Source organism: Flavobacterium sp. N502540 (assembly GCF_025947365.1).
In the GTDB taxonomy this organism is placed as follows: Bacteria; Bacteroidota; Bacteroidia; order Flavobacteriales; family Flavobacteriaceae; genus Flavobacterium.
The window spans coordinates 2,696,533-2,719,340 of sequence record NZ_CP110012.1; the positions used below are offsets into that span (position 1 = coordinate 2,696,533).

Genomic DNA, 22,808 nt, shown 5'->3' on the forward strand with positions numbered 1-22,808 from the left:
TCTTAAAAATTGGTATTTACTTTTTTAGAACGGTCCTCAATATAAGGAGATAAGTTGTGTGTATTACTATTTCAGGGTGGATAATAAGAAAACCAATCTGGAAAATATGATCGATTAGTATAAAAATATTGTTAGTAAAACTATCATCCTACTTTTGGAAATGCATTTTTACAAGAAAAATATTTCAATAAAAATGATTTATATTGTTTTTTGTAGTAAATTTACTTCAATTTAAAAAAAAAACAATATGCTTAAAGCAAGTGTAAAATTAGGACTATGTTCTTTTATTTTTTTATTGTTTAGTTGCTCTAACGATAGTGATTATATGAATATTGAGCATCAGGAATCAAAAGTATTGACAAGAACGAAAAGTTGGTTAACTTTAGAGTACCATATTCAGGAAAATGATTTAAATTGGTCTTCTGCTGTAGTTTATCAGAAGGATTTAGCAGAATCTTATACGGCGTTAATTCCTGTGAGAACAGTAAATGATTTTAATCTTCAGAGAATTATTGTCGAAATAAATCCGTATAATATAACCGCTAAATTATGGGATTTTAAATTTAGAGAATCTCAGCCTATTAATGAGTTACAAAAATTACCGACGCATAAAATAATGGAAAATTTTACAGGGGATTTAAAAATTCTAAATTTAGAAAGTGGGGAAGTAAAAAAAACATTATACATTGCAGGACATACAGATAATATGTTTCTAACATCAAAAGCATCCGGAATGGGAGTTTGTGATAACTGTCATGGTATAGCAGGAGCAATTAATTTGGATCCGGTTGTTGTCACAGGTCCTGCTGGAGATCCATGGCCAAATCCTGTTACAATTTCGAAAGCGCCTATTTTAGTAAGTAGTGGTGGAGCCGATTCAATATCAAGTAGCGGCTTAACAATGCCTCCTCCTCCTGATAATGCAATTAATAATATAAAAAAATTCTTAGAATGCTTTAGTATATCCAATTCGGCAAATCTTACTATTTATGCAGAAAGAATGGGAGGAGGTAATGGTGTAGGGCATGCATTTATAGGTATATCACAAGGTAATAATTCTGCTGTTTATGGTTATTATCCTAAAACTTCTTTAGGTTCATTAAGCGGGCAAGGAATTATGGGAGAAAATGGGGGACATCATTACGATGTATCAGCTAGTATGACAATTACTGGTGCACAATTGAATCAAATCATAGCTTTGTCGCAAGTTTATCAGTCAAACTGGTACGACTTAAGCTTTAACAATTGTTCTGATTTTGCTACCGATGTATTAAATATTGCTGGTGTTTCTACTTCAGGATGGATTGATACTCCGAATACCGTTGCAAATATATTAAGCGGTCTTGTAAATCATACTACGGGATCAAATAACGCTCCTAAATCAAACAAATCATGTCAATAGATATACGATCTACAAAATTAATCGCAGTGCTGTCTTTTCTATTAATTAGTGGCGTCCAGCAGAATGGAGTTCCGAACTTTGCCTTACTCTTAATATATTTATTTCAATTTTTAAATGATGTATTTAGCAGTATTTCTAAAGTATTCTGGGAAGGGCTAATAGCAATTCCAATATTCAGTTTACTTATTTTGTTTTTGATAAGTAAAAATTACAGAGTTTTGTTGATCTGCTTTTTTATGCTGTTTGTTGCTCTTACTTATATTACAGGGATTATAGGCAATCTTCATAGAATAGGTTTTACTTTTGTGATTCCAACTTTAATTTTTCTTGTGTCATCCATTTATGTAATATTATCACTAAAAAGAAGAAACAATTTACTTTAAACGGATTAAAAAAAGTGCTCCTTTCGCTGGCCTGACGTGAGTGTCTTGTTCATGAACACAAAGTTGTTTTAAAGGAGCCTAAAAACAAAAAAAGCTTCAGATTTCTCTGAAGCTTTTTTTGATGATGAGGTTCTTAAAAATTGGTATTTACTTTTTTAGAACGGTCTGCAATGTAAGAGATAAGCCAGGTTATCGGGCCTTCTTTTACAAAATATATTTTTTTCTTCTCTAAATTAGGAATACTCTCTACGCAGGCCTGTAGTATGTTATTTGCCGAAATAAGGTATTTCTGGTCGTATATGTTTAATACTCTCGCAGCTTCAGTGTTGGTTTTAGCAAGGGTGTTAAACTTGTTGAAATTATTCTTTAAAACCGCATCGTAATCGATAACATCTTCCAATTTTATTGGCAGATAATGGTCTTTGGTATTTTCATTGTAATACAATGTTGTAAAAGCCCATACAGCTCCACCGGATAGATAGATTTTTTCCTTTTTTAATAAAAGCGGATTTGCATCAAGCATATCTTTTATCTTTTTACGAACAATCGGATTAAAATCAAAAGATTTTTCCTGATATACAGACATATCGCTGGCCTGACTTTGGTTTGCAACCGTTTTTTTTACGGCATCAGTAAGTGACATTGTACCAAAATCAAGTTCTAAAGGAATAAACTCTAATTTACCATCCTGCAGTTCGTCAATGTATCCGCCTTTAGTACTTGCAGCACCAATATCAAGATGCAGAGCATTAGAATAATCAACAGGTGGTATAGAACCTTTAACGAGTATTTTAGCTTCCTCATCAACATTGATAATATCAAGCTCTTTGTTGGTTAACGTACTAATTTTGTTTTTTAAAGCATCAACATTACGTGCAGATCCAAAAACTGAAGAAGCTACTAAAAAGATGTTTTCTTCCGGAATCTTAAATTGTGCTCTTATTTTTGTCAATTGAGTAAAAACGATAAGACCGGCTTTATTGATATCTTCCTGAGTAAGTTCGCCGGTAGCAGTGATATGTTTGGCGAAACTCAAACCTTCGTCATTCGAATAGTAGATAATTTTGTAATCAGCTTTTTTAATATTACTTACATCGAGAACAGAAACTTTTATCGTTCTGCGGCCGATTTCAATTCCGGCGTAAATATTTTTTTGAGCAAGAGAACTAATGGAGAAAAATAAACTGAAAAGTATGAAAATTAGAACTTTGGGGCTGTGTTTTTTAAGCATTGTATTTAGTTATGATTGTAATATAATTTATTGTTGATAAAGACTGTAGGTTGTTGTTGTTGTTGTTGTTGTTGTTGTTGTTGTTGTTGTTGTTGTTGTTGTTGTTGTTGTTGTTGTTGTTGTTGTTTGAAAATTAAATAGTTAAGTCGTAAATAACGGTTTTGATGTAAAAAAGAAAAACCGAAAAATGAATTTTTAAGAGTGATTAAGAGGTTTTTGGAATCACTTTAAAAAGTAAAAGGGGCTTCATAATTGTTAATGTGTAAATGACTAAATTAATGGGTAATTGTTTATCAGGCCTGAAATACAGCGAGCTAAAAAAACTACTAAATATTTTAGGACGCAAATTTATAAAAACAATTACGAATACAAACCCAGTTATTAAGAAAACATATTATTTAATTGTTAAGCGGTATGGGCATTTTGAGCGGGTATGCATAATTTTCTTAAGTTTTGTACTTTTGTGTATTCCACTTTTAGTACAAAATGATGAGATTGATAGAGATAAGATATTCGTTGTTGTATTATTTAGGTTTAATAAAAAAGAGTAAGAGATGAAACAAAATATTTACGATGATATTGATTTTTTTGAGAACTATGGTAAAATGCCACGTTCGATAGAAGGTCTAAACGCAGCAGGAGAGTGGCATGTTTTAAAAAATATGCTGCCTGATTTTCGGGGCAAAAATGTTCTGGATCTGGGTTGCGGTTATGGCTGGCATTGTATTTATGCAAAAGAACAAGGAGCAGAGAATGTAATTGGAGTTGATTTGTCAAAAAAAATGATTGATAAAGCAAAGGAAAATTCGAAAGGGCTATCAATAGAATATTATCAAAAACCAGTTGAAGATATTGAATTTGAAAAGGAGCAGTTTGATATTATTTTCAGTTCGCTTACGTTTCATTACATACAAGATTTGGAGGTTCTTTTCGGTAAAATAAATCAATATTTAAAGAGAGGAGGGAGCTTCGTTTTTTCTATGGAACATCCCGTTTTTACAGCAAAAGCGGAGCAGGATTGGTATAAAGATGAAAATGAAAACCGACTGCATTGGCCAGTTGACGATTACCAGAACGAAGGAGTGCGGCAAACCAATTTCTTAGGTCATAAAGTAGTGAAATATCATCGAACTGTAGCAAGTATTCTAAATACTGTCGTTAATTCAGGTTTTAACATCACACAAATATCCGAGCCTAAGCCGTCAGAAGAAATCATTGAAAAATATCCGGAAATGACAGACGAATTAAGAAGGCCTATTTTTATTATGATTGCTGCCGGTAAATCATAAACGAATGATTCTATAGTAACGATAAAGAGCGACTTATAATTCTGATTTTTTTAAGGAGTAATTCAAATAAGAGCTTTAGAATTAAAAACTGAATTCGTATATTGTTCTGCTAAAATTAAATATGTCAGTCCTATACATTTTAGAATACCTGCATTCAAACGTTTTTCAGTTCATTTTAATAGAAATTATTTAGATTATGAAAAAAACAGTAGCGCTTTTCGTTGCGTTCTTAGCTTTTACAGCATGCTCCAAACATCAAGGGAAAAAAAATATTGCGATCACTGGAATAGATTCCACATTGCGGCCTGGAGATGACTTTTTTAAATATGTAAATGGCAAATGGTATGATTCGGTATCAATACCAGCATCTCAAGCCGGAGTTGGTGTTTATATGTTTATGAATTATCCACAGCGAATGCGTCTGCAGGGAATATTGGACAGTATTTCAAAAAGCAAGAATTCAGCAGGAAGTATAGCGCAGAAAGTAGGAGATTTTTATGCATCCGGTATGGATACGGTAACCATTGACAAACGTGGTTATACGCCTATCAAACCCCTGCTTGCTAAAATTGAAGCCATTAGCGATTTACCGTCTTTAATGAACTTTGTAGTGAACGAAGTAAAAGTAGGCAATTCTTCTATTATAGCTTTTGGAGTGTCAACGGATGATAAAAACAGCAGTATGAACATTGCTCAAATCTATCAAACGGGTATCGGTTTGCCTGACAGGGACTATTATTTCAAATCAGATGCACCAACTGTTGCCATACAGGAAGCGTACAAAAAATATCTTGTTACATTATTTCAACAAACAGGCAGCAATGCCGATGAGGCCAAAAAGAATGCTGATTTGGTTTATGATATTGACAAACAGCTAGCAGGTTCGCATAAAACAAAAGTTGAACTTCGCGATGTGCAGGCCAATTATAATAAAATGGCTGTGACAGATCTTGTAAAAAGACATCCCAACATCGACTGGACTACTTTCTTAAATAATTTAGGAGCTAAAACCGATTTCATTAATGTAGGCCAACCTGCCTATTATGATGCTCTAAATAAGCTTTTAAAAACCATCCCTATTAATAATTGGAAAATTTACCTGAAAGCAAATTCTTTAGAAAGATATGCCGATGATTTAAGCAAACCTTTTGTTGATGCTTCATTTGAGTATACCAAAGTGCTTTCTGGTCAGGCGGTTCAAAAATCACGCGGCGAAAAAATGGCGAGTGTTCTGGATACTTACTTAGGCGATGCGTTGGGCGAATTGTATGTAAAGAAATATTTTTCGGAAGAGGCTAAAAAACGGATGTTGATCCTCGTAAATAATTTGCAAAAAGCCTATGCCATAAGAATTGATAAATTGGAATGGATGAGTCCGGTTACAAAGCAAAAAGCGAAAGAAAAATTGGCTGCCATGACTAAGAAAATAGGCTATCCGGATAAATGGAGAGACTATAGCAAAGTACATATTGCCAGAGATGCTTATTTTGAGAACATGGTTTCGGCCGCTACAGTTGCCTATCAATTTCAATTGGCAAAATTGGGTAAACCGGTTGATAAATCAGAATGGTATACGACAGTTCCAACTGTTACGGCCTATAATAACCCTACAGCAAACGAAATTGTTTTTCCTGCAGGTATTTTACAAGCGCCTTATTTTGATAATAATGCTGATGATGCCCTTAATTATGGAGGTATCGGGATGGTGATTGGTCACGAAATAACCCATACTTTTGACGATCAGGGTGCTCAATATGACAAGGATGGTAACTTGAAAAACTGGTGGACAAAAGAGGATTATGCACAGTTCAAGTCAAGAATACAACAGGTGATCAATTTGTACAGCACCTATACCGTTTTGGGTGATCTACACGTTAATGGCGCCATGACAGTTGGCGAAAATACAGCAGATATTGCAGGATTAGCAGTTGCCTATGATGCTTTTAAAATGACCGAACAAGGAAAAGGGAACACAAAAATAGACGGTTTTACTCCGGACCAACGTTTCTTTATTTCTTTAGCCAAAATATGGAGAGTAAAAATGAAAGACGAGTTCCTGCGTTTGTGGATTAATAATAACCCACATTCTCCACCAATTTGGCGTGTGAATGGTACCTTAATGAATACTACACCTTTTTACGAAGCATTCAATGTACAGCCTAAAGATAAAATGTTTTTACCGAAGAAAGACAGAATAACAATTTGGTAATATCCTTGTTTTCTGAAGTATTTTTATAAAAAGCTGCGCAAAGGTCTCTGTGAACTTTGCGCAGTTTTTTTTTGCTTTTTAGAGATTGTAAAATTTATAAAAGTTTCCTAACTTATTACATTTTGACTTAAAACAAAAAAGCTTCAGATTTCTCCGAAGTTTTTTCTTAGTAGTAGGAAGCATTCAGATATCTAACTATTTTATGGAAGATTATTTTTTGGTTATAGAATATGAATCGTAATATAACTTGATGTTTTCTACAACTTTTCTGAATATTTGTATATTATTTCAAAACTACGCAAAATAACTGCGTAGTGCATCAGTACCTTTGAATGACTAATAAGTAAAATTCTTCCTTAATAAATAATCAAGCATGAATATTAATAAATTACTCAGAAAGAATATTGAATTTAGAATTGAATCTTTATTTGAATACAACTTATTTATAGAATCAAATATTGAAAGGGAATTATCAAATATTCAAAAAAATTATGATGAAATTGAAAAGAAATATGAAGAATTTAAAAAGAAAAAAACAGAAATAAATGAAGAGGAAAATGATTACTACATTGATGTCTATGATGATTTAAGTGACAGTCATCGAAAAATTCAAGATGATATACTATTAAAACACCGAAACTCTTTTGTCTTTCTGATCTTCGGTTTTATTGAAAATGAGTTCTATTCTTTTGCGAAAAACAGTCTCCTTGTAACAAATATATCTTCCATAGATGATTTAAAAGGAAATTCAACTTTTCAAAAATTTAAAAATTACATCTCTAAAACAGACCCTCCTTTATATGAATCAATTAAAGACGAATTACTTTTTTTTGACAATTTAAGACTTGTTCGTAATTTTATTACTCATCATAATAATGTTATAAGATCAAACAGCGCTCATTATAGAAGAGTAAAAGAATTCTCAAATGAGCTTTTTGAGTTGAGACAACTAGGATATGTTTATAATACTGAGATCATTGCTTTTTACATAATATTAAACAATAAAAAAATTATTGATATAATATTAGAAAAACTAAATGTTATATTCGACAAAATGTATCTTAGAAATTGACGCTTTAAGGTAGTTAGTAATTATTAAATTGAATTTTATGCCTACATTCAAAAATAGACAAATTGCAATTGAAAAAACACTTTTTGTAGAGTCGTTAACCTCCAAGCTTATCAAACATATGATGGGTCTTGATTTAGATGGCAATACAAAAGCACTTGATAATAAATCTTCATCTCTCAGTTTGCGTGCTAAGATTGATTTGCTTACCGATTGCGGTAAAATTGATAAATTGACATATACTAATTTGTTGCATATTATTAGTATTAGAAATCAGTTTGCACACAATTTTGAGTGCGATAATTTTGAAGATTTGCCTAAATTCATTGATGGAATTGACAAGCCATTACTCAAATGTTGTCCAAACTTAAGTACCTCGAAGGAAGAAAATTTAAAAATGGGATTTTTAAATATGGTTGATCAAGCATTTAAATTTCTTTTAAATGAGTTCAGAGGAGTTAATAATGAATATCAAATTGATGCAGAGAAATTAAAAATACGTATCACAAAGGATGAGCAAAAATTATTAGATCAATTTGGAATAGAAGGATCAAAAAATAGAGCGCTAGTTTTAAATAAAATCAGAGAACTTCTCAAAGAAGATGGTCACGAAGAATTGGATTCGAAAATAAATAATGAAATTCTCAAATTTAGAAGAGAAAATCCTGATCCGCTCCGTAAGAGTTCCTCATGAAAAGCTACGCAAATGTCTCTGACTTTGCGTAATTTTTTATAATTTTAAATGCAAAACACCTCAAAAGTCTCTGACTTTTTTCGAGATATCTTTGAATGTATTTATTTGAAGGAGTGAAGTTTATGCTTACAGATTTCAGAATTGAATTGAGGAAATAGTTTTGAAATTACTTATTGATTAATTTCTCTAAAACCTTAATCTGCTCATCTTTTGCTTTCAAAAGTTCTAAATTTAACCTCTTAATTTCTTCCAAAGCTTCTAACCATTTTTCTATTGGATTTACATTAAAAGTTGGATAATAATTGTATCCGTTAGATTGATCATTAAAAGTATTGGATATAAAATTTATTGCTTGTTCTTCATCAAAATTCTGAAAAGCTTCCACTGGAATTCTTAATGAGTTTGAGATTTGTTTCAATAGGTTATCTTCAATAACATCTTTCTGCTCCAGCATTGAAATTTTCTTCTGGTTCCAGTCTTCTCCCAGATCATAAGCAAGTGCTTCCTGTTTGATACCAAGCATTTCTCTAAAACGTTTTACGTTTCTTCCCTGATGAATTTTCTGTTCCAGAATGAATGTTATTTTTCTGAAGGTTCAAAGATAAAGTTATCCGGACTAAAAGCCTTAATTTCAAAGATAAAAAAACATCTCATAGAAATGTCTTTTTTGTCAGATATTATATTCAAATTAGAAAGGGATTTCAAGTTTATATCCTTTGCCGCGTACAACAACTATTTTGATGTTCGGATCATTTTCCAGTTTTTTTCTAAGTTTTGATATGAACATATCCAGACTACGGCCCACAATAACGCCTTCATCTTCCCATATCTCTTTTTGCAGTCGGCTTCTCTCTATGGTTTTGTTGGGTGACAATGCAAAAATGAGCAATACACGAGTTTCTGTAACGGTCAGGTCTATTGTCTTTTCATTGATGATAAGCTTGCGATCATTTGCATTGAACAACACTGAACCTAAAGTGAATATAGTGCTGTGCTGACTTTCGGGTATATGTTTTCGAGGTTTAACTGATTTCAAAAAAATAAATCCAACAAATGTTAAAAATGAAAGTCCCCCGATAAGATATCCGTTTTTTGCCGTAATAATGCCTGTTGGTTTAAATTTAATATTAATCCTGTAACAGGCTTTGGGTTGTTTTCTCCCGATGCAGGCTACAATATCATCTTTCTTATTTTTTGAGATAGCGTATCCATAAGTTACGCTACCATTGTCACAATTAAGAACATTAACAATATAATTACTTGAGCCGGGAGCTTTGTCTAAAAAACGGCTGGTAATATTTAGTAGAGAATCTGGCTGAAAAGTAAAGTCATTTTCAAAATTGATTTGATATTCATTTTCGGCAATCTTTTTTACGGGAAGCACCCTTGATGTATTGTCACCCGATTGTAAAAGTAGTTCATGACCGATCCTGCGGAGTAAAACTTCTCTTCTGGAAATATCAAAATCATTACCATCTCCCATATCCAAAGCCACACAGATTACAGAGATAGACAAGAATACTATTAGTGTAAACAGGTATCTGCGTTTTCCATAAAGAAGTTTTTGGCTATTAAGCATATTGTCAATGTTTTATTTACAAAGTTTACATTTTTATTTACAATTTAAATCTATTAAACCGAAAAATGTCAAAGTAATTTAGCCGTATAAACTTTAAAGAGAGAGATAACTATGTTATTAATTAAACCAAAAAGAACATGAAAAAAATCATTTATGCGCTGATCTTATCGCTGGTTGTGGTAAGCGGACTGGTATTTGCGAATCGTGAAAACAAAAGTGAAACTTCTAAAGAATTAACTCAAAAACCAATCTCTATTGCTGAGAGACAAATTGCATTGGAGAAATGGAAGACTACCCCAGATGGTATTGTATTTAAAAAATGGGAAGAGTCTCCCGCAGGTAAAAAAGTGTATGCTAGTGAAGCTAAAATAAGAAAGTCCATTAATGATTATACCAAAATGGATGGAATTATAACCTCACTTTCTCTTCCGCCTGACTCAAAATTAGGTTTCGGGATAATGGTAAGGATTAAAGGGGATGATTATATACTTAGTTTTGGGCCAGAAAACTTTAATGACGATGGATTTTGGCAATTACATGGTCTAAAAGTTAACGACAGAATAATTATAAAAAGCCATAGCGTATCGCATGCTCCTAAGTATTCTTACCCAATACTATCGGGGGATTATGTAGAACGAGATGGTAAGGTAATTTATAAACGTGTAATTTCTAAAGACGGTTGCTAGTAAATAAATTACGAAAGACATTCAAAATTTACGCTTTGTTGTGAGGGTCAATTTGAGAAATAAAAGCTTCAGAGAACTCTGAAGCTTTTGTCTTAGTACTTGAAAGCATTCAAATAACTATCCAGCTTATAGGTGATTTTTATAGAGTTGTTTGTGTTTCTTTTGTCAATCGGTCTAATTCTTTTAATAAGGTAGGGAATCTAAATTCTCCAGCCATACTTTCAACTTTTGTAAATGCATCGTTTAAGTCAATACCAATTGAAGTAATAAAAAGTGGTTTTTTACTATCGCCTCTAAATAAGCTTTTTTTGTCTTTGTTTAGCGATGCGAAATTAGTTTTGGCTACACCAATTATTGGAATTTTCTCGTTTAGTTTTTCATATAGATATCCTCCTAAACCATATTTTTTATCATCATCCAGATAAATATATCCATCAACAATAATAGCGTCAATATTTTCCAGATTCATCTTTTGTAGAAGACTTAAAATACATGGTAATTCTCTTCGATAAAATTCCCCTGGGATATAGTCTTCGATATTGTCAATTATTTCTGAATGTACTTTATAATCTTTGTCTTGATTCCATTGATTAAATTCAATACAAACGGTTTTGGCTTTTCCGTCATAATAATAAGTGTCAAATGCTAAAAGCACAAAATTTTCTATCATAATTCTATTGGTTTTATTGTATCAAAGGTATTTAATATGTGCGGTAATATTGGACTAATAAAATTTAAGCTATTGTTTTCTTGTATTTCTAAAGTGTAAAATTCCCCCGTTGGCGTGAGTGTTCCGCTTGTGAACACAACGAGATGTTGACAAAGAGGGCTTAATTTAGTCTCAAAAAAAAAACCTGTAGTACCGGAACGTTGGGTACAGGTCATAAATATTTATTGAGGTTTTGAGAATAGGGGTATTCGTAAATTGAAAAGCACTAATCATTACAATACACTGCTCCCTTGTTTTTATATCATTTTAGGATAATATGATATACATTAAAGATAATACAATATTACAACAAGAGATAAAAACATGAGATATTTGCTACATTAATAGTTATAAAAAACATTTAAATTATGAAAAAATTAAGTTTAAAAAATGCTAAAAGTATGCTTTCTAGAAGTGAGATGAAAGCTATTAATGGTGGAGGACCTATTGGTCAGAAAGGTTGTGGCGCCTGTTATAGTGCATATGATTGTGGATCAGGTTGTGATGCGTGCGATGGACGTTCCTGTTTTACCTTTAAATAGTTTTTAGTACTTCTTATGCAATAAATTAGACTTAAAAGCAGGGAATCTTATTGAATTAAGATTTCTTGTTTTTTTATTAAAATTTTAAAATTAGTGCACATGAAATTAAAACTTTCAATTTTCTTTTTAGTTCTTCCATTTATAATGCTAGCACAGCATAGTTTTGTGCTAAATGGCGTCTGCTTCAAAAAAGCTAACAAGAAAAAAATTTATTTAACATATAAGATCAACGGCAAGAGTATTACTAAATCTTCAGAGATCTATAACAATAAATTTTTATTTAAAGGAGAAATTGATTTACCAGTTAAAGCAATTATTTGTACTGATTCTAGATTTTATATGACAAACTTAAATTCAAAAATATTTTATTTGGAGCCGTCTTCAATGAATGTTAAACTCGATATTGATGATTTGAATACTATAGTAATAAATGGTTCTAAAACGAACGATGAATTTTATGCATTACAAAATACAACGGAAAAGGAAAAAATTCGCAAAAAAATTGATTCTATCAGAGAATTGAGTAGATTTTATTCTGTTAAAATGACTGCAACAAATGATAATTCTTTAAAAATTCAATCTCAAAAGAGTTTAGATTCGCTGGATCAACAGTTGGATCAGTGGGTGGATCAAAATATAAAAATAAATAGGCAATCGGATTTTGAATTTATAAAAAAAAAGCCAAATTCATTTATAACACCTGACTTATTAGAGCACATATTAGCAGAAGAGGATAATCAAATTCCATATGATACAATTAAAAATTTATACGATAAATTAGGACCGGAAGTAAAAAAATCTTACAGCGGAAAACAATTGGCTGAAAAATTAAATTATTTTAAAAATAGTAGAATTGGAAGCTTAGCCCCTGATTTTAAAGTAAATGATCTGAATGATAACTTGTTGCAACTTAGCTCATATAAAAACAACAAATATGTGCTTCTTGATTTTTGGGCAAGTTGGTGTGGCCCTTGCAGAGAAGATTTTCCTTTTCTAAAAGAAATGTACTCTAAATATCAAGACAAAGGCTTTGAAATTATAAGTGTTGCAAAGGATGAAAAACTAGATTTGTGGAGAGCTACAATACAAAAAGAAAATGTTGAAAAATGGAAACATTTTTCAATCAAAGAAAACAAAAGTACAATTGAAAATACCTATGCAGTAACTGGAATTCCAGTAAAAATCTTAATCAATAAAGATGGGAATATCATCGGCAGATGGACAGGTAGCAGTGTAGAAATCAAAGCAGAAATTGAAAATATGATTACTGAAATATTTCACAATTAATAGATAGTATATACCAGATAATACCTTAAGATAATAAACAGTCACAAGCAAACTCTATTCATTTCTTATGCAAGAAATGATTTATTGAGAATTAAAACAATGTTCAAATATTCTTTATCAAACCTTAGTTAAATTATAAGATTTTTTATAAAGAAAACAATGAATGCAGAAGCTGTATAATAAGAGGAAATGTCGATGAGGACAATGTTCTTCAGCTTTTCTTTTAGTTATCCTCATATTTTGTACTTGACAGGAATAAAAAAATCATCGAAAAATTTAATAGTTGAGATAAATACCTTTATTTAAAATTTTAATAAAAAAATGACCAACAAATTTAACTACCTATTCCAATACCTCGAAAAAGAAAACATCAATATTGACAAAGAAGAGTTTTTGTTTCAAAATCAATCGCATCCTGATTATCCTTCGGCTTTGGCAATTGTCGATACATTGAGTTTTTTTAATATTCAAAACGGTATGATTCGGGTTGAATTTGAAGATTTAGAATTGCTTCCAGAGCGTTTTATTGCCGAATTAATAGTAGAAAACAATAAGCCAACTCTAGAAACTACTTTTGTGCTTTTTGAGAAAAAAGAAACCGATTATTATTATACTGCTGAGAAAAAAGCTGTACCAATTACACAATCAGAATTAGAAAAAAGATGGAGAGGCATTGTACTTCTAGCTGAAAAATCAGAAACTACAGAAAAATCAAGAACTAAAAAGAAAAAGCTAACTTGGCTACTGCCTTTGTTTACCGCCATTTTGTTTCTAGTGTTTGTTTTTCGCACTCAAAATAGTTGGTTTGAATCGATGTTTTTCATTTTCCCTGTTTTAGGTATCTTGTTTTCGGTTGCCGCACTTAAAGACTTGTTTGGTACAAAAAGCGAAATGCTCAATAATTTTTGCAATCTTACCGCAACCACCAGTTGTAGCAGTGTAATCGATTCGAAAAAATGGAATTTGTTCAGCTATATCGATTTAAGTAGTTTGAGTATTGTTTTCTATACAACTCAACTGGTCGCCTTTTTTAGTTTTGTTTTGACCAATGCTACAGTTTCCTTTTTCAGTATCCAAAAAATCTTACTTTTCTGTGCTATTCCTGTAATTGTAATTTCCGTTTACTATCAAAAACAAATTGAGAAAAAATGGTGTCCAGTTTGTCTTGCCATCAGTACTATTTTGATGGCGGAATTGGGTTATTTGCATTTGTTTGTAGCAACTAATTTTAATTTTACATTATCATCAATTTTACTTTTGGGGTTTATTTTTACTTTGATAGCATTTGTTTGGGTACAATTAAAAAACACATTGTTAAAACATAAAGAGTTGAAAGAATTCCAGCTAAAAGGGAATCGGTTTATGAGAAACTATACCATTTTCAAAAACTCATTGGTTTCGAAAGCGAGTGTTTCTTTGCCAGATACCCCAATCATTTTAGGAAATAAAGACAGCAAAACCGAGATTTCAATAATCAGCAGTCCCTTTTGTGGTCATTGCGAAAAAGCGCATGATTTATTAGAAGAAATAATTGCAACAAATTTAAATGATTTGAAAGTGAAAGTGTATTTCAATGCCGATTTTGAATGGATGGACGAAGAACGGAAAAGGTTTCTTAGACGATTAATGACAATATATCTACAAGATGGTTCACAATCATTTGTAATAGCATTAGATACTTGGTTTAAAACAAAAGATTTACAGTCTTGGTTTCAATTGTATGGAAAAGATAGCGATGCTATTAAACTTGACCCAATATTCAACTTAAAAAATCAATGGTGCAAAGCCAATGCTTACACTTTTACCCCAAATATTTTTGTTAACGGTTTTGAATTTCCAAAATCATACGACCGAGAAAGTTTGCCCTATTTTATAAATGAATTAATTGAAGATGAAGAATTTGTGTTTGATTAATTGTGGTTTAAACGGATTCCCTGCTGGCTTGAGCGTCCCGCTCATGAACACTACGAGATGTTGACAAAGAGGGGTGAAACAAAAAAGCTTCAGATTTCTCTGAAGCTTTGTCTTAGTAGCGGGAACAGGACTCGAACCTGTGTCCGCCACGGCGGATATGAGTCCGACGAGTTATAAGTTTAAGATAATATTTTTAATGAATTCTCTCCCTATTCCAGTTTTTAAATATTTCTCTCTTTTCATTGCCTCCGATTTAGAATTAAAAAAATCTGTTTTTGAAAACAAATAAACACTGACATTTCCCAGAAATATATACAAGTTAGTGGTTATTGTAGCGCTACACTCCAAAACAAACATACAAATGAGCCAAAAGTTGATTCTAAAAATTTTGTCATAAAATTTGGTTTGTATTGCAAACTACATTATATTTACAGAGTAAATTAATATCTTTTTTATGGAAAAGGAAATCAAGTTGACACCACAACAGAGTTTGAAACTTATTACAGAAGTAATTAATCAAACAAAAGAAAACATCAAATCACATAGCTTTATATTTTTGCTTTGGGGTTGGACTTTGGCTACGGCAAGTATTCTTCAATTTTTGATTCAAACGAAAACTGATTTTGAATACTATTTTTTGCCATTCCCTATTTTGGTTGCTATTGCGTTACTAGTAACAATTAATTACAACCGAAATAAAACATCAGAAACTCATTTGAGTTTTTTCCTTAAAAAACTTTGGATGGCTTTGGCTTTTGGATTTATTACCATAGTATTTGTAAGTGTATATCAAAAAATTGAACCCTTTACTTATACATTGATATTAGCTGCAATTGGCACAATAGTTTCGGGAATGGCAATGAAATTTAAACCGTTAATGTTTGGTGGTGTTTGTTTTCTTATTGCATCTGTTTGTTGTGTTTTTATTACAGACGAATTCAAAGTTTTGCTTCACGGTTTTGCAATTATTGCAGGTTATTTAATTCCGGGATACATACTTAAAAATTCAAAATCATAATCGAATGGCGGAGACTTTTGAGGAACTAGATCCTGTTTTGAATGCACCTGTACGTTTGGCTATTGTTTCTGCTCTTGTAAAAATGAAACAAGCTGATTTTGGTTATCTTCAAGAGATAACTAAAACAACACAAGGCAATTTAAGCCATCAGATAAAGAAACTAAATGAAGCAAAATATATTGAAGTAGAAAAAACATTTAAAGGAAACTATCCGCAAACAATTTGTAAACTAACAAAAACAGGGAAAAATGCCTTTGAAAATTACGTAGAAACAATAAAAAAATATTTGCATCTCTAATTTTTTTGCTTTTTTAGTTTGTGTTGCAAACTAAAATTATTTACAAACTAAAAATGTTTAATTATTATGAAAACAATAAATAAAGTATTTCTCACGCTGCTCTTTTTAAATGGTATAGGAAACGTAAACGCACAAGAAAAAATAACTAATAAAATGGAAACAAAAAAAATAGCATACGCAGATAAAATATTGCTTCATATGCACCCGGAAAAGTTCTTGAATTTTTTGCCAAACTTAAAGGATGAGCAAATTGCACAGCTATACGGTATGTCAATAGAAGAATATCAATTAGCTAAAAAAGTTTATGATGACCAGGCTCAAAATACAGCATCAGAACTTTTGACAAATTCAGACTTTACATTTAAAATTGATAAACTCCCTTTCAAGAAAAATCAGACTGTTTTAGTAATTGGCGAAAGTACAGCAGATGCTTTAAACTCCTGGGTTTATATTTTGCAATATCTTTTAAATCAAAGACGGCCACAAGACAATATTCGCATAATTAATGCTGCGGTTTCAGGACAAACTACAACGGAAGCACTTCGTAAAATAACAGCACAAGTAAAATTAAGCCCCGATTGGGTAATTTGTCATTTGGGTACAAATGATTGTATCCGTTATGGAAACCAAAAAACATGCGTTTCTTTAACAGAGACGATTGCAAACCTCAATGCTATAAAGGAAATAATTAATAAAGACACAAAAGCAAATATTGTTTGGCTTACACCAGCATCAATTGACGAGAAAAAATCGGAAAATTTTCAGCCATTCAAAACGCAACAATTGAGCTTGAAAAATTCAGATTTAAATGAAATTAGTAAATATTTGAAAGCCCAGCCAGAACCTGTAATTGATTTAACAGAAGAATTCGGAAATCCTGTAAATCCAGAATTTGTTCAGTATGATGGTATACATCTTACAATTGATGGACAAAAAGCAATAGCAAAATCTTTAATCAATAAATTATCAAACACAAAATAGTATGAAAACGAAATTGACGAACCCGATTTTAATTGCCTGCATTATCTTTTTAAGTATAAGTGCATCTGCAGGGCTTTATGAACATTTATTTGGCATTCCGGAAATGCTAAAAAGTCCATCAACAATGATAACCAGAAGTAATAATAACTTGGGGCAAGCCATAAAATTTTGGATACCCGTTCATCTTTTGATCTTATTTACAATCGTGTTATCATTAATTTTTAATTGGAAAATTCCAACTCGAAAAAAATTAGTCCTATCGGCATTCATCTGTTATATGTATATCACAGTAATAAGCATATTCTTTGCGAAAAAATTGGAAATATTTAAAAGTATGACAGATAGTATTGACTTTCAACAGCAGACTAGTCTTTGGATAACAGTTTCTTGGCATAGACCAATTTTGATGATAATAATTGAAATACTATTGCTTATAGCACTTTCACGTCCTGTATTATACAGACAAATATGAGAGGGAAACAAAAAGCAACGAACCGCTAACGAGGGTTTTGTAAAATGGGGACACAAGTACTAAATTTGAACATTAGTAATTCTAATTCACATTGGTAGTTTATTGAAAATTTTTTACCTGAAAGGCTACTTTTCTAAGAGTTATTAAGGAAAACTGTGCGAATGTCTCCTGACTTCGCATCCGTAATTTTTAATAGCTTAACACTATAATAAACAAAAAAAAGCTTCAGATTTCTCTAAGGCTTTTGTTTTAGTAGCTCACCGTGGCGAAGACTAGAACCTGTGTCCGCCGCGGCGGATATGAGTCCGACAGCTTGATTTTTGAAACAAAAAAAAACACCACTTGTTGAAGTGGTTTTTACTTAGTAGCGGGAACAGGACTCGAACCTGTGTCCGCCGCGGCGGATGTGAGTCCGACCGCTTAATTTTTGAAACAAAAAAAAACACCACTTGTTGAAGTGGTGTTTACTTAGTAGCGGGAACAGGACTCGAACCTGTGACCTTCGGGTTATGAGCCCGACGAGCTGCCTACTGCTCTATCCCGCGATGTTTCGGGTGCAAAGATACACAGTAAATACGGTTATGCAAGCAAAAAATGAAAATATTTTTAAATACTTTAGTTTTTGATGTAAATTATTGATGTATAGCTTGTTGTGTTTTGTTGAAAAAAGGTTTAAATTTTATATTTCAGTAATTCAGCATATGGATCTCCATTTAGACCTAATAAAAATGCAAAAGCAGGCTCGGTTTTGTACCCCTTTTGTTTCAGTTTGATGATCTCAGATCGGAAAGTTTCACCTTTCGATTGCAGAATTTCATACTCGATAACCATGTGGCGATAAGCGTTCTGCTCTTTGGTTGGAATATTTTGTCCAAAGATTTCAAATTCAAAAAGGTCTATTTTAAAATTCGCTATAATTGATTCTCTGTTATCAATTACTGTTTCCCGAATGGTATAATTGTCTTTGTCTCCGAAAGTAACGTGGAGTTTCTCGATAAATTCAGTTTTGTTTTTCCAGTAACAAATAATGTCCAGATCACTATTTTCAATATCGATCGCAATGGGGATTGTGCCTGCTAAAATAGGTTCAAATTCAATAATATCAGACAAAATATGATGCTGAGTCAGGATTTTATAAGCCTGAATTTGTCTGTTGTTTCCGTTTTTCAGATAGCCGATAGTGGTAAAATCAATCATTTACTATAATCCGTTTCTTCTTTAATTTCAGCTTTGAGTCTTTTGTTGATGTCGATTTTGGCATTGATAAAAACAAAAATAGTGGCTCCATACTCTCTTGCATATTTGTTGGTGATTTCACCTGCAATACGGGAAGATTGAAAGAAAGGACTGGTTTCCTCAAGTTCGGCAGTTCTTTCCCAAGAGTTTTTAACTCTGATGACGTTTTTGTAGGGTGCATCAAGAACAAACCAATTGAGATAATCGGCATTAAAAGACACCGCTTTGATTCCTTTTTTAGAGTAATAGTTTATGGCTCCGGCCTGTCCGTAATTATCGCAGAGTACCAGAGTGGTTTCGGGATTTGGAATTTGGGCATAAACAGAATCTGTTTTTTGGGCGAGTTCTTTCCAACCCAGCATATCGGTAAAATCCTGTGGCAGTTCGTGGTCTTTTCCATCTTCCCAACGCAGCATGCCAAGTTTTTTATAAGCCTCCGGATTTTTTACGATGTACTCCGGACTTTTATTAGGGAAGGCTAAGTTGTACATGGGAATAAAAAATAACAACGGAAGGATGATGAAAACAGGTTTTAGATAACGTTTCCAGCCTGTTTGGAGTATTTGAGAAAGAAAAACAGCTCCAAAAGCAATATAAACAGGGTACAAACCGATGGCATAATAAGCTTTGGCTTTGAAATACAGAAAAACGGCCAGTGTAAAAACCATCGAAGCAAAAAAGAATCGGTATTTTTCGAAGGGCTTGTAGAAAAGCAATGCATACAAAGCCGCCAGTAGAACAAAGAACGAACCGATAAAAAATAACAATTGCTTTTTCAAAAATTCCATTCGATCTACATTAACAAGCTGCGTTTCGGCCAATTCTTTCATGTGATGTACAATGGGGAAATGATTGTTGTATTGCCATAAAATATTTGGTAAAATCAGAACTAGCCCTAAAAGCAATGCCCAATAGAGTTTTTTTTCTGTAAATATCTTCCTTTGATCCGATAGGAGAAGAGCAGGCAAGAGTCCAATGATTAGAAACAGGATATTGTATTTGTTCAGAAAGCCAAAAGCAAAGACAACGGCACCAATGTAAAACCATTTTTTATTTTCGGTGGTCATGTACTGCACAATCACATAATAAAAAGAGGTCCAGCATAAGATGTCCAACGAGTTAGGCTGATATAAGATATTGATTCGTAACAAGGTCGAAAATAAGATACAGGTTGCACCTAAAATCAGAGCGTATAAGTTTCCTTTTAAAGCTTCAATCGTTTTCCAAACCATCAAAAGCGTTAGGGCTCCAAAAAGGGCAGGGAAAAACTTTACCCAGAAAACGGAATTTCCAAGTAAAAGGATAAGGTAAGAAATCCAGGAAGTAACTGGTGGAACCGATAAATATCCCCATGCCAAATGATGCGCCTGATCCAGATGCAGGTATTCGTCGCGCTGCAAATCATATTCGGGGCTTATTAAAAGGTACTGTAAAAGAAATTTTAAAGCGATAAATCCTAGTAGAATGGCAGTTTTTTTGGACATGGTGTTTTTTGGTTTTGGAGCGGTCGTTTTTGGTAATAGTTTAAATTTAAAGCTAATATAAGTTTATTTTGGGTTTTGTGATAAGATTTGTTTTATTATAGTCTTTCTGAAGTTGAATAAAATTACCCGATAATGGTATAAGATTACACTTACAAATAAGTTAACTTGCATCAATCAATTATTTATAAACTAAAATGCTATTAATTATGGAACTGGAAAGTTTGAAACTAGACAAGTTTAAGGACTGTACTTTAAAAAGAGAACAGTTGTTTGTGCTAAATGGTGATGGCGTTAAAAGCCCTGCAGGAACTATTTGTGACTGGCATGGCGGTAAGCTACAAAAATTCGATTATGGTTATGATAGTGAGAGAGGGGGATATCTTACATTTCATAACAGAAGTAATGTACGTGAATGTGATCCAGTTCTTACAAAGACCGGAGAGGATTTTTATGCATTGCCATGATTTTCTTTCGATAAAATGAATTCTGTATCTGAACAAGTCTGAATCTTTTAAGTACAATTCAGGCTCGTTTTGATACGTGCAAAATGGTTTAATTTAGTAAAGTATTATTTTGAGAAAAGCAGTTTTAGTATCCTTAATTATTCTGATAAATATTGTTTTTATCAATGTGACGTTGGGACAAAACCAGATAAAATATAAAACGTATAATCAAGGCAATTTTGAAAAGAATAAAGTATTTGAGGAAGTCTATAACTTATGTAATTATAAAGATTATAGATGTTTTTCAAACGTAAAAGATACTGTTACTTATTTTGTAGATGACCGAAATTATAAAGGGATTATCAATTATGGAGTAACCTTTCGCAGCAAGAATTATAGAAATTTTAATTTTGTAGAACATTTGTCCATGTGTTTTTTAAAGGTGGAGGTGATGAAGTGTGATTATAATCCAAAAGATAATGTATTAAGTATTGAAGGTTTTGTCAGTGGGAATGATGATTGGGGTTGGAATGTATTCCTAAAAGGTAAAAAAGAAAAAAAGTATGTCGATATATTTCTTGGAGAAAAATCAGATACGATAAATACTCGTTATTTGGGAAAACTGGTTAATAAGGACTCTATAGAAGTAAAACTGAACAACAAAGAAACAAATGAATTTACAGTTCTGGACAAGTTTCCTGCTTTTTATTTTAAAAAATATTCACATGATCGAACGATTCTCGGAAACAGATTTCCTTTTAAAATAAGTGGGAAAGTTACATCCAAGACACTGCTCGTTTTTGGTTCAGGTGAAACTTATTCTGAGATTTTTGATCTGGGAGCTATGATTTTTGATCCGAAAAAGAATGATTGGAGAAAAATATTAAAAAAAGAAGAATTGGATTGCAGACCTTTAATTCATGCTAATAAATTGATAGCTGACATTGAGAGGGAAAAAGTCCAAAAGCAAGAAATTAACTATTATACTTATACGCAGAATGCGGAGAATTTTATTTTGGCTAGGCAGTATGGTAGAGCCAAAGAACAGTACAATTTGCTCGCTCAAAAATATCCCGTACTATTTGCGAGAGATATTCATAATGCAATTCGTTGTGCCATACTGTCAAGAGATTATAAAAATGCCTTTTGGTGGGGTGAAAAACTGGCTTTGAAAGGTATTGAATTGCCGTATTTTAATTCTAAAATTTTTGCTGTTATGAGGAAAAATCCGGAATGGAAAAGTTTTAGTGTCAAATACGATTCCGTTTCTAAAAACACGCAGCATAAATGGAACTTAAATCTAAAAAAGGAATTAACAAATTTACTTAACGAAGATCAGGCGGAGTATGGATTGGAGAACCGAAAAAGTGCAAGAATATTGCATGAAACCACTGAAAGGGTTACCGGTAAGTTGATCGATTTATTAAAAAAAGAGGGCTACCCTTCCGAAGAAAAGATTGGCAGTCTTGTAGTAAGGGATACTGTTTTAGTCCCTTTTCCTTCTTTTAATGTTTTGATTATACATGCTTTACAACAAAAGCCGGATAATCTTTCCATCTTAAATGAACTCCTTGATAAAAGCAGTAATGCTCTTGAATATGATGGTAAGAGGCGTGTTAAGAATATGCTTGGAGAGGGTTCTTGCCTTCGTATCTACAAAGGCAATCTTTATAATTCGAAATCGTGTGGGGGTAATGAGTTGGAAATTAGAAAAATAAGTTTCATGTTTAGTAATCCAAAGGGTTTTATCATGGATTATGGAAATTTTGTAATTGAAGCACACGATTCAAAATATCCAAAGGAAGTAGATGATTATTACGAACAGAAATACAATTTAATCATGAAACTTACGGATGACTGGGAGTTTTATGAGAAATATTAA

Annotated in this window: 21 protein-coding genes and 1 tRNA gene; 15 read left to right on the forward strand and 7 right to left on the reverse strand. The window is 32.2% G+C overall.

The features are described 5' to 3' along the window. The first annotated feature begins 247 nt into the window (after positions 1–247). Positions 248–1,402, forward strand: coding sequence for a hypothetical protein (locus OLM58_RS11670; protein ID WP_264532410.1), 1,155 nt, complete (start codon positions 248–250; stop codon positions 1,400–1,402). 516 nt (positions 1,403–1,918) lie between these two features. Here the strand turns inward: OLM58_RS11670 and OLM58_RS11675 are convergent. Then, entirely contained in the window at positions 1,919–3,016 is a 1,098-nt protein-coding gene (locus OLM58_RS11675; RefSeq protein ID WP_249967121.1) for an exopolyphosphatase, read from the reverse strand. 554 nt (positions 3,017–3,570) lie between these two features. Between OLM58_RS11675 and OLM58_RS11680 the strand changes: the two genes are divergently transcribed. The 4 genes from OLM58_RS11680 to OLM58_RS11695 all read left to right on the forward strand — a co-directional run bounded on the left by OLM58_RS11680 (position 3,571) and on the right by OLM58_RS11695 (position 8,277). After that, positions 3,571–4,305 carry a class I SAM-dependent methyltransferase gene (locus OLM58_RS11680; RefSeq protein WP_264532411.1) on the forward strand — a complete coding sequence of 245 codons (735 nt, stop codon included), beginning with the start codon at positions 3,571–3,573 and terminating at the stop codon, positions 4,303–4,305. 196 nt (positions 4,306–4,501) lie between these two features. Next, on the forward strand, positions 4,502–6,514 hold the full coding sequence (locus OLM58_RS11685) for a M13 family metallopeptidase (RefSeq protein WP_264532412.1): 2,013 nt from the start codon (positions 4,502–4,504) through the stop codon (positions 6,512–6,514). A gap of 373 nt (positions 6,515–6,887) precedes the next feature. Further along, complete coding sequence (locus tag OLM58_RS11690; protein WP_264532413.1) at positions 6,888–7,586, forward strand: hypothetical protein; 699 nt, start codon at positions 6,888–6,890, stop codon at positions 7,584–7,586. Positions 7,587–7,623: 37 nt separating this feature from the next. Then, positions 7,624–8,277, forward strand: a complete 654-nt coding sequence (locus tag OLM58_RS11695; RefSeq protein WP_264532414.1) for a hypothetical protein — start codon at positions 7,624–7,626, stop codon at positions 8,275–8,277. Positions 8,278–8,443: 166 nt separating this feature from the next. Here the strand turns inward: OLM58_RS11695 and OLM58_RS11700 are convergent, their stop codons facing one another. Together OLM58_RS11700 and OLM58_RS11705 are read right to left on the reverse strand one after the other, a co-directional pair. Beyond that, entirely contained in the window at positions 8,444–8,848 is a 405-nt protein-coding gene (locus OLM58_RS11700; protein ID WP_070908752.1) for a helix-turn-helix domain-containing protein, read from the reverse strand. Positions 8,849–8,965: 117 nt separating this feature from the next. Next, positions 8,966–9,856 (reverse strand): winged helix-turn-helix domain-containing protein, encoded by an 891-nt coding sequence (locus OLM58_RS11705; protein ID WP_264529035.1) that lies wholly within the window; start codon positions 9,854–9,856, stop codon positions 8,966–8,968. Positions 9,857–9,993: 137 nt separating this feature from the next. Here OLM58_RS11705 and OLM58_RS11710 point away from each other — a divergent pair, with 137 nt between their 5' ends. Beyond that, positions 9,994–10,542 carry a hypothetical protein gene (locus OLM58_RS11710; RefSeq protein ID WP_264529036.1) on the forward strand — a complete coding sequence of 183 codons (549 nt, stop codon included), beginning with the start codon at positions 9,994–9,996 and terminating at the stop codon, positions 10,540–10,542. Positions 10,543–10,681: 139 nt separating this feature from the next. On the opposite strand, the gene OLM58_RS11715 is transcribed toward OLM58_RS11710, so the two are convergent. Next, on the reverse strand, positions 10,682–11,212 hold the full coding sequence (locus tag OLM58_RS11715; RefSeq protein ID WP_264529037.1) for an endonuclease V: 531 nt from the start codon (positions 11,210–11,212) through the stop codon (positions 10,682–10,684). A 440-nt stretch (positions 11,213–11,652) separates the two neighbouring features. On the opposite strand from OLM58_RS11715, the gene OLM58_RS11720 reads away from it, so the two are divergent. The 7 genes from OLM58_RS11720 (at position 11,653) to OLM58_RS11750 (ending at position 17,763) form a co-directional block, all read left to right on the forward strand. Continuing rightward, complete coding sequence (locus tag OLM58_RS11720) at positions 11,653–11,793, forward strand: hypothetical protein (RefSeq protein WP_264529038.1); 141 nt, start codon at positions 11,653–11,655, stop codon at positions 11,791–11,793. Positions 11,794–11,892: 99 nt separating this feature from the next. Beyond that, positions 11,893–13,080: a TlpA disulfide reductase family protein gene (locus OLM58_RS11725; protein ID WP_264529039.1), complete on the forward strand. Its 1,188-nt coding sequence runs from the start codon at positions 11,893–11,895 to the stop codon at positions 13,078–13,080. A gap of 321 nt (positions 13,081–13,401) precedes the next feature. Continuing rightward, on the forward strand, positions 13,402–14,994 hold the full coding sequence (locus tag OLM58_RS11730) for a vitamin K epoxide reductase family protein (RefSeq protein WP_264529040.1): 1,593 nt from the start codon (positions 13,402–13,404) through the stop codon (positions 14,992–14,994). A 454-nt stretch (positions 14,995–15,448) separates the two neighbouring features. Then, positions 15,449–16,012 carry a hypothetical protein gene (locus tag OLM58_RS11735; protein WP_264529041.1) on the forward strand — a complete coding sequence of 188 codons (564 nt, stop codon included), beginning with the start codon at positions 15,449–15,451 and terminating at the stop codon, positions 16,010–16,012. 4 nt (positions 16,013–16,016) lie between these two features. Beyond that, complete coding sequence (locus tag OLM58_RS11740; protein WP_264529042.1) at positions 16,017–16,310, forward strand: winged helix-turn-helix domain-containing protein; 294 nt, start codon at positions 16,017–16,019, stop codon at positions 16,308–16,310. Between the two features lie 66 nt (positions 16,311–16,376). After that, positions 16,377–17,291 carry an SGNH/GDSL hydrolase family protein gene (locus tag OLM58_RS11745; protein WP_264529043.1) on the forward strand — a complete coding sequence of 305 codons (915 nt, stop codon included), beginning with the start codon at positions 16,377–16,379 and terminating at the stop codon, positions 17,289–17,291. A gap of 1 nt (position 17,292) precedes the next feature. Further along, entirely contained in the window at positions 17,293–17,763 is a 471-nt protein-coding gene (locus OLM58_RS11750; RefSeq protein ID WP_264529044.1) for a hypothetical protein, read from the forward strand. 472 nt (positions 17,764–18,235) lie between these two features. Here the strand turns inward: OLM58_RS11750 and OLM58_RS11755 are convergent. The 3 genes from OLM58_RS11755 to OLM58_RS11765 form a co-directional block, all read right to left on the reverse strand. Then, a tRNA-Met gene (locus OLM58_RS11755) sits at positions 18,236–18,308 on the reverse strand. Positions 18,309–18,435: 127 nt separating this feature from the next. After that, complete coding sequence (locus tag OLM58_RS11760) at positions 18,436–18,960, reverse strand: DUF4269 domain-containing protein (RefSeq protein WP_264529045.1); 525 nt, start codon at positions 18,958–18,960, stop codon at positions 18,436–18,438. Further along, the gene (locus tag OLM58_RS11765; protein ID WP_264529046.1) at positions 18,957–20,483 is read right to left on the reverse strand and encodes an ArnT family glycosyltransferase; all 1,527 of its coding nucleotides are present in this window, start codon (positions 20,481–20,483) and stop codon (positions 18,957–18,959) included. Before OLM58_RS11765 ends, OLM58_RS11760 begins: the two co-directional genes overlap by 4 nt. Positions 20,484–20,677: 194 nt before the next feature. Between OLM58_RS11765 and OLM58_RS11770 the strand changes: the two genes are divergently transcribed. After that, positions 20,678–20,947, forward strand: a complete 270-nt coding sequence (locus OLM58_RS11770; RefSeq protein WP_264529047.1) for a hypothetical protein — start codon at positions 20,678–20,680, stop codon at positions 20,945–20,947. Positions 20,948–21,056: 109 nt separating this feature from the next. Beyond that, complete coding sequence (locus tag OLM58_RS11775) at positions 21,057–22,808, forward strand: hypothetical protein (RefSeq protein ID WP_264529048.1); 1,752 nt, start codon at positions 21,057–21,059, stop codon at positions 22,806–22,808.

Excerpts from the sequence above, each read along its gene's own strand:
- OLM58_RS11670 (WP_264532410.1), top strand. The coding sequence starts at position 248 with ATGCTTAAAGCAAGTGTAAAATTAGGACTATGTTCTTTTATTTTTTTA.
- OLM58_RS11675 (WP_249967121.1), bottom strand. The coding sequence starts at position 3,016 with ATGCTTAAAAAACACAGCCCCAAAGTTCTAATTTTCATACTTTTCAGT.
- OLM58_RS11680 (WP_264532411.1), top strand. The coding sequence starts at position 3,571 with ATGAAACAAAATATTTACGATGATATTGATTTTTTTGAGAACTATGGT.
- OLM58_RS11685 (WP_264532412.1), top strand. The coding sequence starts at position 4,502 with ATGAAAAAAACAGTAGCGCTTTTCGTTGCGTTCTTAGCTTTTACAGCA.
- OLM58_RS11690 (WP_264532413.1), top strand. The coding sequence starts at position 6,888 with ATGAATATTAATAAATTACTCAGAAAGAATATTGAATTTAGAATTGAA.
- OLM58_RS11695 (WP_264532414.1), top strand. The coding sequence starts at position 7,624 with ATGCCTACATTCAAAAATAGACAAATTGCAATTGAAAAAACACTTTTT.
- OLM58_RS11705 (WP_264529035.1), bottom strand. The coding sequence starts at position 9,856 with ATGCTTAATAGCCAAAAACTTCTTTATGGAAAACGCAGATACCTGTTT.
- OLM58_RS11710 (WP_264529036.1), top strand. The coding sequence starts at position 9,994 with ATGAAAAAAATCATTTATGCGCTGATCTTATCGCTGGTTGTGGTAAGC.
- OLM58_RS11715 (WP_264529037.1), bottom strand. The coding sequence starts at position 11,212 with ATGATAGAAAATTTTGTGCTTTTAGCATTTGACACTTATTATTATGAC.
- OLM58_RS11720 (WP_264529038.1), top strand. The coding sequence starts at position 11,653 with ATGCTTTCTAGAAGTGAGATGAAAGCTATTAATGGTGGAGGACCTATT.
- OLM58_RS11725 (WP_264529039.1), top strand. The coding sequence starts at position 11,893 with ATGAAATTAAAACTTTCAATTTTCTTTTTAGTTCTTCCATTTATAATG.
- OLM58_RS11730 (WP_264529040.1), top strand. The coding sequence starts at position 13,402 with ATGACCAACAAATTTAACTACCTATTCCAATACCTCGAAAAAGAAAAC.
- OLM58_RS11735 (WP_264529041.1), top strand. The coding sequence starts at position 15,449 with ATGGAAAAGGAAATCAAGTTGACACCACAACAGAGTTTGAAACTTATT.
- OLM58_RS11740 (WP_264529042.1), top strand. The coding sequence starts at position 16,017 with ATGGCGGAGACTTTTGAGGAACTAGATCCTGTTTTGAATGCACCTGTA.
- OLM58_RS11745 (WP_264529043.1), top strand. The coding sequence starts at position 16,377 with ATGAAAACAATAAATAAAGTATTTCTCACGCTGCTCTTTTTAAATGGT.
- OLM58_RS11750 (WP_264529044.1), top strand. The coding sequence starts at position 17,293 with ATGAAAACGAAATTGACGAACCCGATTTTAATTGCCTGCATTATCTTT.
- OLM58_RS11760 (WP_264529045.1), bottom strand. The coding sequence starts at position 18,960 with ATGATTGATTTTACCACTATCGGCTATCTGAAAAACGGAAACAACAGA.
- OLM58_RS11765 (WP_264529046.1), bottom strand. The coding sequence starts at position 20,483 with ATGTCCAAAAAAACTGCCATTCTACTAGGATTTATCGCTTTAAAATTT.
- OLM58_RS11770 (WP_264529047.1), top strand. The coding sequence starts at position 20,678 with ATGCTATTAATTATGGAACTGGAAAGTTTGAAACTAGACAAGTTTAAG.